The organism is Pseudomonas sp. NMI542_15, assembly GCF_021283425.1.
GTDB lineage: Bacteria > Pseudomonadota > Gammaproteobacteria > Pseudomonadales > Pseudomonadaceae > Aquipseudomonas > Aquipseudomonas fortuita.
This window is the reverse complement of the sequence record NZ_JAJSRO010000010.1, coordinates 138378-150564: the sequence shown is the minus strand read 5'-3', so window position 1 is coordinate 150564 and position 12187 is coordinate 138378. Positions and strand designations below refer to the sequence as shown.

Annotated in this window: 7 protein-coding genes and 1 pseudogene; 4 read left to right on the top strand and 4 right to left on the bottom strand. The window is 61.9% G+C overall.

Annotation, left to right across the window (positions count from 1 at the left end; all coding sequences use genetic code 11):
• The first annotated feature begins 52 nt into the window (after nucleotides 1-52).
• Nucleotides 53-259, top strand: coding sequence for a DUF6434 domain-containing protein (locus LU684_RS16345; RefSeq protein WP_016487945.1), 207 nt, complete (start codon nucleotides 53-55; stop codon nucleotides 257-259).
• A 532-nt stretch (nucleotides 260-791) separates the two neighbouring features.
• Nucleotides 792-1046 (top strand): hypothetical protein, encoded by a 255-nt coding sequence (locus tag LU684_RS16340; RefSeq protein ID WP_232894827.1) that lies wholly within the window; start codon nucleotides 792-794, stop codon nucleotides 1044-1046.
• A gap of 106 nt (nucleotides 1047-1152) precedes the next feature.
• On the opposite strand, the pseudogene LU684_RS16335 reads toward LU684_RS16340, so the two are convergent.
• The 4 genes and pseudogenes from LU684_RS16335 to LU684_RS16320 all read right to left on the bottom strand — a co-directional run.
• Nucleotides 1153-2118 (bottom strand): annotated as a pseudogene (locus LU684_RS16335) (Y-family DNA polymerase); the annotation flags it as partial.
• A 429-nt stretch (nucleotides 2119-2547) separates the two neighbouring features.
• Entirely contained in the window at nucleotides 2548-3981 is a 1434-nt protein-coding gene (locus tag LU684_RS16330) for a multidrug efflux transporter outer membrane subunit TOprJ1 (RefSeq protein WP_003152694.1), read from the bottom strand.
• Nucleotides 3982-3985: 4 nt separating this feature from the next.
• Nucleotides 3986-7120 (bottom strand): multidrug efflux RND transporter permease subunit TMexD3, encoded by a 3135-nt coding sequence (locus LU684_RS16325; RefSeq protein WP_034065037.1) that lies wholly within the window; start codon nucleotides 7118-7120, stop codon nucleotides 3986-3988.
• A gap of 15 nt (nucleotides 7121-7135) precedes the next feature.
• Nucleotides 7136-8299: a multidrug efflux RND transporter periplasmic adaptor subunit TMexC3 gene (locus LU684_RS16320; RefSeq protein WP_034039546.1), complete on the bottom strand. Its 1164-nt coding sequence runs from the start codon at nucleotides 8297-8299 to the stop codon at nucleotides 7136-7138.
• A gap of 179 nt (nucleotides 8300-8478) precedes the next feature.
• Between LU684_RS16320 and LU684_RS16315 the strand changes: the two genes are divergently transcribed.
• Together LU684_RS16315 and LU684_RS16310 are read left to right on the top strand one after the other, a co-directional pair.
• Nucleotides 8479-9036: a TetR/AcrR family transcriptional regulator gene (locus tag LU684_RS16315; protein ID WP_003152690.1), complete on the top strand. Its 558-nt coding sequence runs from the start codon at nucleotides 8479-8481 to the stop codon at nucleotides 9034-9036.
• A gap of 439 nt (nucleotides 9037-9475) precedes the next feature.
• Entirely contained in the window at nucleotides 9476-12166 is a 2691-nt protein-coding gene (locus tag LU684_RS16310; RefSeq protein WP_232894826.1) for an AAA family ATPase, read from the top strand.
• Nucleotides 12167-12187: the final 21 nt, after the last annotated feature.

Sequence of the window (12187 nt, the reverse complement as noted above, 5' to 3'; positions counted from 1 at the left end):
GTAGATTTTTGGTCTACGGGCTTTGTGCCTTTTCGCAGTCAAGGAGCAGACCATGAGCGTCGACTGGCACGCCGGGCCGATTACCCGCACCACCGCGCTAGACAAGCATTACCGCAACACGCACAAAGTGCGTCAGTTTCTGCTCAGTGAGTGCGGCCCGTCATTCCGGTTCGACCGCTCCTTTATGGCATGGATCAAAACCGGGGCACCATCGACGATGGGCGAAGTCGCGGACGAATGGCAGCGACTCCATCGATGACAACCGGCACCTGCCCCCTGCAACCCGGACTGCGCGCCAGCCGCGTCTTTCAGCATTTTGTCCAACGATTCAACCATGCTGGAATAATCCATTTCCTGACTCCGTCAATAATGGAATTGGCTTCGGTACAACCCTAGCTTCAGAACATTTCAATCTTTGATGAGGAAGCCGAAGAAGGATGCCTCTCATGCTGAAGACCAGCGTTTCAGAGCAGAGGTTCAAGATAAGTGCCTGGGAGAGGGCACGCAGGACGCCATCCTTGAGGGGTTATGCGCTTCGATTCCAGTGAAAAGCAACGGCCAGCACAGTGAATGCCAGCACGGCCTCAGCTACCAGAAACACGCCGTAAAAGTCTTCCGAAAACATGTCAGTCATTCCGCAGATAAGCGTTGAGAGAGGGGGGGCGCCACGCATCTAACGTAACGGCCAACCTCAGAGCGATTACCCCTCTCAGAAGTTCACTGCTTTTCGCGGCTCGTCGCCCTTACCCCACCGATGTAACCCAATACACAGAAAGCGATAGCGCTTGCGCATGATATGGGCACTGGCTGCGCGTAAAGGCTCGAAACCGTCACTCAAAAAAATGAATTCGGTAGCTGCCTATTCGGTCAAGAATAATGAACGCAGTAAATCTGACGAGGTGACAGCAATGACTATCCAAGCAGAGACACTCGCTCAACTGACCGAGGCGCTTAAGCAGCACGGCATGAACCTGGTATCAGAGGTTGCATTTACCAGAGCGCCTTACAGATACAACCACCGCTGGATCTGCATCGTAGAGCAATGACCTTTATGGCCGGCGGCTTGGAGCGAGACTCCTCCGCCGGTCCCCCTCTTCTGTACACCACACGCCTATGGAAGGGGAAGCAGACGGGGCCAAGCCGATGACAGGTTCAACATTTGACCGTCCACAGCTGATCAATCCGCGTGGTATAGGATTGGCTCATCATCTCTCTCCTCATGCCCCAGTCCGGTGTTGCCGGCACGCTGGCGGCTCGCATTGTCCCTCGCCCCCAGCGCTGGTTGATGTCATCCATCATCTGCATCAATCGGTGACATGCCACCGATTGCCTGGGCGCAAACAAGTCCCCTGAAAATTCATCTGGTTGCCGCAGGTCCATCAGCAGCACCTCTGCCTTGCTGTAGCGAAACCCTGGCCTGAAGACCTGCCCGACCGCGTCGGTAGCCAGTCGGGTCATCAGCAGCGTGTCGCAGGTTGGGTATGGCAGCTCCACCAGCGCGCCTTGTGCGTGGTGCGCCTCATCCGGGTTGAACATGCCGGTGCGAATGCTCACACGCATGCGCTTGCACACTGAGCCCTGAACCCGGAGCTTCTCCGCTGCTCGGCCAACGTAAGTGGCCACTGCCTGCTGGATGGGCGCAAGCTCTGTCAGCCGCTTGCCGAACATCCGGCTACAGCAGATTTCCTGTTTAGGGGGTTCGGCCTCGTCCAGCTCCAGGCACGGCGTGCCCGCCAGCTCGCGGGCAGTCTTCTCCACGATCACACTGAATGTCTGCCGAAGCGTGCGGGCGTCAGCCTTGGCCAGGTCCATCGCCGTATGAATGCCCATTGCCTCGAGGTGGGCGGTCATTCGCCGGCCAATGCCCCACACCTCCTTCACGTCGGTGTTGCGCAGCACCCAATCGCGCTTGAACGGATCGGTAATGTCGACCACCCCGCCCGTCTGCGCATGCAGGCGCTTCGCCGTATGATTGGCCAGCTTGGCGAGCGTCTTTGTGCCAGCGATGCCGACCCCCACGGGGATACTGGTGCACTGGAAGATCCTGGCCCGCAGTTTGCGTCCGAACTGGGTCAGGTTTTCCTGAATACCCGACAGATCGGCGAAGCATTCATCGATGTAAAGGAAAGAAGAACAGCCATGGACATGACTTCAGCTCAGACATTCCGCTACTCAATCTCTGATGTCGGATGTCCATAGAAAGAACCTCTTTTCCAGGAAATTGGGGCTTGAAGTCCATACCTGCGCAATTGCACCCATTTGACCAGTCAATTGCATTGGTACTGACCACCGCGTGCATCCGACTTGGCCAGTGGGCAGCAGAGACGCAACAGGCAGAAACCGGCCAGAAGCAGTCAGTCAATCATGCGTTACAGTGATTTTTTGCAGCTCTTTATAGAGCCGTTAGCTGCTGCCACCAATAATCCATAGGCCTGCCAGTCGTCAGACAGTCTTATTCTCGATCAGACGATTGCCCCGTCGATGACCAGTAGCTCACCGGTGATGGAGCCAGAGTCCGGTCTTCGGATGCAGGACTCCTGGCTTTGCTCACTCAGCGCCGATCCCGGCCATCGGTTCAGTTTGGCCCCAGCCACCGCCCAGAGACCTGAACAGGTCAACCAGCGCAATCTGCCGTTCCGTGCTGATTTGAATTAGTGTGGTCTGGTTGCTAAAGGTGCTGCGCTGGGCGTCAAGATAACGCAGGTAGTCGTCCACGCCGCCCTCGTAACGCGCCTTAGCCAGGGCCATCGCAGCCTCGCTGGAACCGGCCAGAGCCTGGCGGGCAGCCTCCTCGCGGCGCAGGGTGTCGGTGGCGGCCAGGGCATCGGCCACTTCGCGGAAGGCGGTCTGGATGGTGCCTTCGTAGTCGGCCACCGCCGCGTCCTGGCGCACTTCGGCGAGGTCCAGGTTGGCGCGGTTGCGGCCACCGGCGAAGATCGGCAGCGACAGCGTCGGGGCAAAGCTCCAGGCCCGCGAGCCGCCATCGAACAATCCGGACAACTCGGCACTGGAGCTGCCCACCGAACCGGTCAGGCTGATCCGGGGAAAGAACGCGGCGCGAGCTGCACCGATATCGGCATTGCGCGCCTTGAGGCGGTGCTCGCTGGCGAGAATGTCCGGGCGCCGTTCGATCAGTTCCGAGCTGGTGCCGGGGGCGATGTCCTGCAGCACCATCAGGTCGTCGCGGGGCGTCGCGGGCAGCAGGCGAGCGGCATCTGGCGTGCCGAGCAACAGGACCAGGGCGTTGTCCGCCTGGCGTAACTGGCGTTCGGTGCTCTCGCGCTCGGCCCTAGCCTGTTCGGCAAGGCCGACCGCTTCCTGGTAATCCAGGGCGGTGGCGGCCCCCGCTGCACGGCGCTGGCTGACCAGCTCCAGCGAGGCCATGCGGCTGTCCAGGGTTTGTTCGACCAGGGCCATGCGGCGTAGCGCACCATCGCGGGTCAGGTAGGCCTGGATGACCTCGGCAACCAGGCTGATCTGCGTGGCACGGGTCGCCTCCTCGGTCGCCAGGTAGGTCTCCAGCGCGGCCTCGGAGAGGTTGCGCACGCGGCCGAACAGGTCGACTTCGTACTCCGCGAGGCCGAGGCCGACCTGATAGTTGCTGGTCACTTCCGAGCGCCCGGTCTGCGACAGATCGGCAGGCAGGCGCTGGCGGTTGCCGCTGGCATTGGCGTTGATCGAAGGCAGGCGATCAGCACGCTGGATGCGGTACTGGGCACGCGCAGCTTCGATATCCAGCAGCGCCTGGCGCAGGCTGCGGTTGTTGCTCAGCGCCGTATCCACCGCGCGGCGCAAGTCGGCATCGACGATGAAGGTCTGCCAGTCCAGCGCCTGGGCACGGGCGCCCTCCGCGTCGGCGGCTTGCCAGTGCGACGCGACCGGTGCCTGCGGGCGCTCGTAGGTCGGGGCCAGCGAACACCCCGCCAGGGCGGCGATGGCCAGGGGCAGCAGAGCGCGACGGAGCATGAAGTGAGAGGTCATCGCATTACTCCGCTTTATGCAGGGGATGGTTGTCGGTTTGCTGAGGTTTGGTGCGCAGCAGCGACAGCACCCAGACGAAGAAGATCGGCACGAAGATCACCCCGAGCATGGTCGCGCTGAGCATCCCGCCCAGCACCCCGGTGCCCAGTGCGCGCTGGCTCGCAGCGCCGGCGCCAGTGGCGATGGCCAGCGGCACCACGCCGAGCATGAACGCCATGGAGGTCATGATGATCGGGCGGAAACGCAGGCGCGCGGCTTCGACAGCGGCATCGCGCAGCGAGTAGCCGTCTTCCCACAGGTCCTTGGCGAACTCGACGATGAGAATGGCGTTCTTCGCCGCCAGGCCGATCACGGTGATCAGGCCGACCTTGAAGTACACGTCGTTGGGCAGGCCGATGGCAGTCACCGCCAGTACCGCGCCGAGTGCGCCGACCGGCACGATCAGCATCACCGTCAGCGGGATCGCCCAGCTCTCGTAGAGCGCCACCAGCAGCAGGAACACCACGGTGATGGCCAGCGCGAACAGCATCGTCGCCTGGCCGCTGGCGACCCGCTCCTGATACGAAAGCCCGGTCCACTCGTAGCCGATACCTTCGGGCAGCTCGGCAGCGATGCGCTCCAGTTCGAGCATCGCCTCGCCAGTGCTCACGCCGGGCGCGGCGTCACCGGCAATGCGGATCGACGGGTAACCGTTGTAACGCGCGACCTGCACCGGGCCTTCCTCCCAGCTCGTGGTGACGAAAGCACTCAGCGGTACCAGGCTGCCGCTGTCGTTGGGCACATGCAGGCGCAGGACGCTTTCCGGCGTCATGCGCTCGGCCTGTTCGGCCTGTACCACCACGCGCTGCTGGCGGCCGGCGTTGGCGAAGTCGTTGATCACCGACGAGCCGAACGCAGTGGACAGCGCGCTGCTGATCGCTTCGAAGCTGACACCCAGCGTGCGGGCCTGCTCACGGTCGATCACCAGGCGCAGCTGCGGCGCCTCGGCCAGACCTTCCATCATGGCGTAGAGGAACTTCGGATTGCCGTTGACCTTGCCCAGCACTTCATCGCGCGCTGCCAACAGGGCATCGCGGCCGAGACCGGCGCGGTCCTGCAGGCGCAGGGCGAAGCCACCGGAGTTACCAAGGCCTTCAATCGGCGGTGGTGGTACCGACATGATTGCGCCGTCATCGAGGTTGGCGAAGTGCTCGTTGACCGCAACCGACTCGGCTTCCGGCGACTGCGAAGAATCACGCTCAGACCAGTCCTTGAGCAGCGGGAAGGCAATGGCCGCGTTCTCGCCCATGCCGGAGAAGCTGAAGCCAAGCACCAGGAAGGTCGTCTGCACGGCCTCGCGGGCCATCAGAAATGACTCCAGCTCTCCACCAGCGGCCGAGGTACGCTCACGGGTGGCGCCGGGCGGCAGCTGGATGTCGACGATCATGTAACCCTGGTCTTCCACCGGCACGAAGGATTCCGGCAGGCGCATGTAGAGAAAGCCCATCAGCACCACCACGCCCAGGTAGATGAACATCACCCTCCCGGCTCGCGGCACCAGCTTGTCGTTGAGCTTCGTGTAGCGGCTGGTCAGGCTGGTGAACTTGCGGTTGAACCAGCCGAAGAAGCCAGTCTTCTCGTGATGGCCTACAGGAATCGGCTTGAGCAGCGTGGCGCACAGCGCCGGGGTGAAGGTCAGCGCGAGAAAGCCCGAGAACAGAATCGACACCGCCAGCGACAGCGAGAACTGCTGGTAGATCACCCCCACCGAACCCGCCATGAAGGCCAGCGGCAGGAACACCGCCGACAGAACCAGGGTGATACCGATGATCGCCCCGGACACCTGCCCCATCGCCTTGATGGTCGCCGGCACCGGCGCCAGGCCTTCCTCGGCCATGATCCGCTCGACGTTCTCCACCACCACGATGGCGTCGTCCACCAAGATGCCGATGGCCAGCACCATGCCGAACATGGTCATCATGTTCACCGAGAAGCCCAGCAGGTACATGAAGGTCAGGGTACCAAGCAGACACACCGGCACGACGATGGACGGGATCAGGGTGTAGCGCACGTTCTGCAGGAACAGGAACATCACCAGGAACACCAGCACCATGGCCTCGATGAGGGTCATGATGACCTTGTCGATGGCCACGTCGACGAAGCGCGAGGTGTCGTACGGCACGGAGAACTCGACGTTGTCCGGGAAGTTGGCCGACAGCTCGGTCAGACGCTGCTTGACCGCCTCGGCGGTCTGGATCGCGTTGGCACCGGGCGACAGCTGCACGGCGGCGGCAACGGCGGGCTTGCCGTCCTGGCGCGAGCCGAAGTTGTAGTCCTGGCTGCCGACCTCGATGCGTGCCACGTCGCCCAGGGTCAGGCGCGAGCCGTCCTGGTTGGCACGCAGCACGATGGCGGCGAATTCCTGCGGGTTGTCCAGGGTGCCCTTGACCGCCAGGGTCGCCGTCAGCTCCTGCTCGCTGGAACCCGGCGTGCTGCCGAAGGCACCGGCCGGCACCTGCACGTTCTGCGCGCGGATGGCGTTGTTCACGTCATCAATGGACAGGCCGTAGCCAACCAGCTTCTGCGGATCGATCCACACGCGCATGGCCGCCTCGGAGGCGAAGAACTGCAGTTTGCCGACACCGGGTACCCGGCGGATTTCGTTGTTGATACTGCGCGCCGCGTAGTCGGCCAGCGCCGTGACATCGGAGTCCTTGTCGCCATCGGTGTAGCTCAGCGCATAGATCAGCAGGAAGCCGGCGGTGGCCTGCTCGGTCTGGATGCCGAGGGTCAGCACGGCCTGCGGCATGCGCGCCTCGGCCTTCTTCAGACGGTTCTGCACGTCGACCTGGGCCAGTTCGGGGTCGGTCCCCGGCTGGAAGGTGACGGTGATCTCGGCTATGCCGTTGGCGTTGCTGGTGGACTCGAAGTACAGCAGGTTCTTGGCGCCGTTGAGTTCTTCCTCGATGACGCTGGTCACCGAGTCGGTCAGCACCTGCGCCGAGGCGCCGGGATAGGTGGCGGTCACGGTAATCTGCGGCGGCGCCACGTTGGGGTACTGTGCCACCGGCAGGAACGGAATGACCAGCAGGCCACCTAGCGAGATGAACAGGGCGACTACCCAGGCAAAATTGGGGCGTCGGATGAAAAACAGGGGCATGAATGGTTCTCCGGCTTACTGGGCCTGGGACTGTGGAGCTTTTTCGGCGGCGCCTTGCTCGCGTGGGATGACCTTGGCGCCCGGACGGATAGCCGCCAGCGAGCTGGTGATCACCTTGTCGCCGGCCTGCAGGCCCTCGCTGATCTGCCAGCGCGAGCCTTGCATGGCGCCAGTAGTGACCTGGCGCACCTCGACGGTATCGCCCTCGCCCAGCAGCATCACGCTGGCCTGGCCGTCAGCCGAACGCTGCACGGCACGTTGCGGCACCAGGATGGCGTTCTGGTTGAGCCCCTGCGGCGTGCGCACACGCACGTACATACCCGGCAGCAACACGCCCTCGGGGTTGTCGAACTGCCCTCGCAGGGCGATTTGCCCGGTGCTGCGATCCACCGAGATATCAGTGAACAGCAGCGTGCCCTTGCTCTCGATATCGGTACCATCGACGCGCAGCGACAACGGCTGGTCGCTAGCGCCGGCAACCTTGCCCTCGGCGATGGCCGCGCGCAGGCGCAGGGCGTCGGCAGCCGGCTGGGTGAAGTCGGCGTACACCGGATCAAGTTGCTGGATACGCGCTAGCAGAGTCGCCTCACCCTGGCCTACCAGCGCCCCTTCGGTGACCTGGGCTCGGCCGATGCGTCCGGCAATGGGTGCGCGAACCTCGGCATAGCCCAGGTCCAGGCGGGCGGTTTCGACATTGGCCTGGGCCGATCGCTTGTCGGCCTGGGCACTCTGCAGAGCGGCCTTGGCGTTGTCGAAATCCTGCTGGCTGACGGCGTTGATCTTCACCAGCGGCTCGTATCGGCGAACCATCGCCTGGGCCTGGAACAACTGCGCCTCGGCGCGGGCCAGTTCACCCTGCGCCCGCGACAGGGCCGCTTTGAACGGCGCAGGGTCGATCTGGAACAGCACGTCGCCGGCCTTCACGTCGGCCCCTTCCTCAAAGGTGCGCTTGAGCACGATCCCCGCCACCCGCGCGCGCACCTCGGCGACACGCACCGGCTCGATGCGTCCTGGTAGCTCGGCAACCACGGTGAAGGGCTCGGTCTGCACGCTGAGCACATCGACTTCACGCGCCGGCGCCTCCTCCCCTTGCTCTTCGGGCTTGTCGCAGCCAACCAGGGTCACGGCGACCAAACAGGAGATCACGGAAAAAGTGATCCACTCGCGAAATTTGTTCATATCTCACCCAAGCACGAAGCCAGTACGTAGTCGAAGCCGCGCATAATGCACACCAAAATCAAATGAGTCAATATTGACTCATTTGATTTTGATGTGAACAAAGCTAGTATCCTCTTTGAGAAAAATGAGTGTTCTAGGCAAAATACCCGCATCTGCCTGCGATAGATAAAGAGTGACCGATGGATTTAACTGCTGCCGATGAGAAATTGCTGAAGGCCCTGGCGATCGCCATCGTTGACCACCCGCGAGCCACGTTCAAAGAAATAGCCCAGGCAGCGGGAGTCAGCAAGGCGACGCTAAACAGGTTTTGCGGCACCCGCGACAACCTGATCGAGATGCTTCTGGATCATGGTTCGGTGGTTATTTATCGGGTCATTGCCGATGCCGATCTTGAGTCGGCGCCCTTGGACGCATTGCATCGCCTGATCGAAGGCCATTTGACTCACAGGGAGTTGTTGGTTTTCCTCTCATTTCAGTGGCGCCCGGACACGTTTGATTTAGATGCAGGCGGCTGCCGATGGCTGCCTTACTCAGAAACGCTGGACGAGTTCTTTCTACGCGGGCAAAAACTGGGCGTATTCCGTATCGATATCGGTGCCCCGGCGCTTACCGAAATCTTCTCCTCCTTGATCTTCGGCCTGGTAGACGCCGAGCGCCGCGGCCGTATCGCACGCGCAGGTATGGCGGCGTTGATCGAGCAATTCTTCCTGAACGGGGCTTGCAACTACCAAACTTAACGGAAAGCAACGCTCAGTTTTTTTCCAACGGGTTGGCGGTGTCCGTTTTTGGCCGTTCTCTGACGGTCGTGACAGTGACACGCCCTGGTCAAGTTGAACGCAATCCGTGGTCAACGCCAACCCAAATTGGTGGTCAAGAGGAGTGCAATTTCGCACATACCTGAGGACTGCTCACCACATCGCTTGCGTCGGTAGTAGCTTCCGCACTTTCCCCGTCTCTCACCGCTAAACAGCGCTTTCCGGTAGCGGACTTTAGAGCGGCTTGATACTGGCCAGCATGCAGAAATTCTGCCCGTGTAGCGTCACGACCGGACAAGCCACTAGGGTGGCGGTCAGGAAGGCAGGCAAACGGAACACGGCGAAGCACCTCGAAGGCGCTGGCCACTTGCCATCCAACTGGGCGCGGCCTTTAATCGGCGGATCTGGAAAGGAGACGGATATGCCATTGTTGGACGAGATTATTGGGTGGGCCGGCGGACTCAGACCCTGGCAGCAGGAAGCACTGCGCCGGATATTTGCCCGGGCCGAACTAACCCAAGATGACATCGAGACCATTCTGCGAATGGTTCGCGAGCAAGAACGGGAAGACGCAACCACGGGGGGAGCACGGCCATTCACGCTGGACGACGTACCAGGCGCCGGAAGTGGCGCAACCGTGCGGTTGGTGGGTGTCTCGGGGCTAGACCAGGTAAACGGCTTCCCGTCCGGTCGTGCCTTTGACCTCGCACCGGAGGGCATGACCATTTTCTTTGGTCATAACGGCGCCGGCAAATCCGGCTACGCCCGCGTCTTCAAGAATGCCTGCAACGCTCGGCATCGGGTGGAGGTCCTGCCCGACGCTTTTGGGGCGGCAACCCCAGCTAGACTGCCATCAGCAGATTTCGCCATTTTGGTGGATGGCACTCCGGAAACCGCACGTTGGGTCCAGAACGGGCCGGCCCATTTGCATTTGAGTTCGGTCTCGGTCTACGACGCGGCCTGTGCCAATGACTACATCGACGCGGAAGGGACCCCTGCATTTCAGCCCTACGGACTCACTCATCTGACGCGCCTGGTCCTACTTCAGCGTGATTTACAGGCACGGATTGGGACCGAACGCAATGCCTTGGCTCTGGATACCCGGCAATTCGAACCGCTGAAGGGTGACACCGAAGTCGGCCGCTACATCGCCAAATTAGGTGGGGACTCGGACCGCGCCGTGCTTGCTCGATTAGGGACGGTCGGTGACGATGAACTCCGGCGACTGGAGTTTCTGAAGCGGACATTACTGGAAAGCGATCCTGTGCCGCAGGCGCTGGCCTTGGAACGTTTGGCGACACGCTTGGACCAGGCGCAGCGTCGAGCCGAGGAAGTCCAGCGCTGGGTGAATGATCGTGCCATAGCACGGGCAAAGGAACTGATTACAACGGAAAAAACCGCGCATCTCGCCATGCAACTGGCGCAAGCGCGTCTTCAGGATCGAGACACACTGAACGCCATGGAGTTGCCGGTAACGTCCTCACCCACCGCCACGCTGCTGGAAGGCACAGGAGCTGAACTCTGGCAAACGATGTACCGAGCCGCTGAGGCTTTCTCTCAGCAGACGGCATACCCTGAACATCCCTTCCCGCACCTGGAACCGGACGCTTACTGCGTACTCTGCCAGCAACCTTATTCAACGGATGCCTCGGAGCGCATGCGGCGTTTCGCGGCATTTGTCGCCGACAGCGCCACGGCGGATGCGCAAGCCGCCACGCTTGCGCGCATGAACGCTCTAGGGAAGGTGCAGGCTGTCGATCTAAACGTTCTGGATGTGCCAACACGGGCTGACGTGGAGGAGCGACTGCCCGACCTACACGCTGCCATCACCGCAGCGGCATCGGTCTGGACCGCCCGGCATACTTGGGTTAGCCAAGCCCTGCAAACTGGAAACTGGTCCCCCGAGTCAGAACCGCTTCCTATCGAAGCAAACCTCGATAGTCTCTTCGCCGCCAAAGCTGCTTCGCTCCGAGTCGACGCCAATACCCTGCGGACCTCTGCCGATCCCGCTGTACGCTTGGCGCTGACCCAAGAACTGGCAGAGCTAGAAGCCCGACAACGCCTCGCCAACCAGCTTGGCGCGGTGGAGCGCTTTGTTCAGGACAGTCAGGTCCATGCCACATTGAGCCGCTGCCATGCCGCCCTCAACCCAGCGGCAGTGTCACGCAAACTGACGTCCCTGGCGGCGACGCATGTGACCGAGGCTCTGGCCGCTTCCATGAATGCTGAGTTGAAAGCCCTGGGCTATAAGCGACGGGTGCAACCCGACCTGAGCGGGCGCACAGAGCTGGGGGTGACCAAGGTCACGCTGCGCCTGCAGGAAATCACGGCGAAAGCCTCCAAGGTGCTGTCAGAGGGCGAGCAGCGCGCGTTGGGGATGGCTATGTTCCTCGCCGAGCTCGAATCCCTGCCACATACTTCGACCGTTATTTTCGACGATCCGTCTACGTCGCTGGATCACGTATATCGTCGGGCCATAGCTCGGCGTTTGGTAGCGCTGGCTGAGACCCGCCAAGTGCTGGTGTTCACCCATGATGCGGTGTTCCTGACCGAGCTCGCGATGGCGCTTCAGCGCGCTGATCGCTCGGCCAGCTACAAGACCATCGGTTGGGACGAGTCGCCGGGACTAGTGAGCGAGGGGCTGACGTGGACGACGATGGACACCAAGGCCCGCCTGGCCGATCTCGAAAGTCGTGCGAAAGCGCTGAACGTTCCGGTCGGCAGCGACCCGGATGATGAGCTTGAGCGGCAAATCGCATCGGGATACTCAAGCCTCCGAGGCACTGTCGAGCGCGCCATACGCGAGGTTTTTTTGAACAATACCGTCCAGCCGTTCAGCGATGTGGTGAGCGTAGAAGCATTTGGTGCTGTCATTGGCCACCCCGCAGAGGAGTGGGAGCAGTTGCTGGCAGTGTATGCGCGGGCCTGCGAAGCTACCGAGGCCCACGACACCCCAGGCGAGCGCCAACTACCGCTTCCCGCGCGTGAGGAGTTGCTCGGCGATATCGCCCAGGTCCTGGAATTAATCAAAAACGCGACTAAACGCCGAACTGCCTACGAGAATCTACGCCGGGAGCGGACCGCGCAACGCAAGAAGCTCTTCGGCGGCTAGCCCGACGTTTCATGCCGGGCT

What these genes read in the sequence shown, in the direction of transcription:
- LU684_RS16345 (WP_016487945.1), top strand. Translation starts at nt 53, where the DNA reads ATGAGCGTCGACTGGCACGCCGGGCCGATTACCCGCACCACCGCGCTA.
- LU684_RS16340 (WP_232894827.1), top strand. Translation starts at nt 792, where the DNA reads ATGATATGGGCACTGGCTGCGCGTAAAGGCTCGAAACCGTCACTCAAA.
- LU684_RS16330 (WP_003152694.1), bottom strand. Translation starts at nt 3,981, where the DNA reads ATGACCTCTCACTTCATGCTCCGTCGCGCTCTGCTGCCCCTGGCCATC.
- LU684_RS16325 (WP_034065037.1), bottom strand. Translation starts at nt 7,120, where the DNA reads ATGCCCCTGTTTTTCATCCGACGCCCCAATTTTGCCTGGGTAGTCGCC.
- LU684_RS16320 (WP_034039546.1), bottom strand. Translation starts at nt 8,299, where the DNA reads ATGAACAAATTTCGCGAGTGGATCACTTTTTCCGTGATCTCCTGTTTG.
- LU684_RS16315 (WP_003152690.1), top strand. Translation starts at nt 8,479, where the DNA reads ATGGATTTAACTGCTGCCGATGAGAAATTGCTGAAGGCCCTGGCGATC.
- LU684_RS16310 (WP_232894826.1), top strand. Translation starts at nt 9,476, where the DNA reads ATGCCATTGTTGGACGAGATTATTGGGTGGGCCGGCGGACTCAGACCC.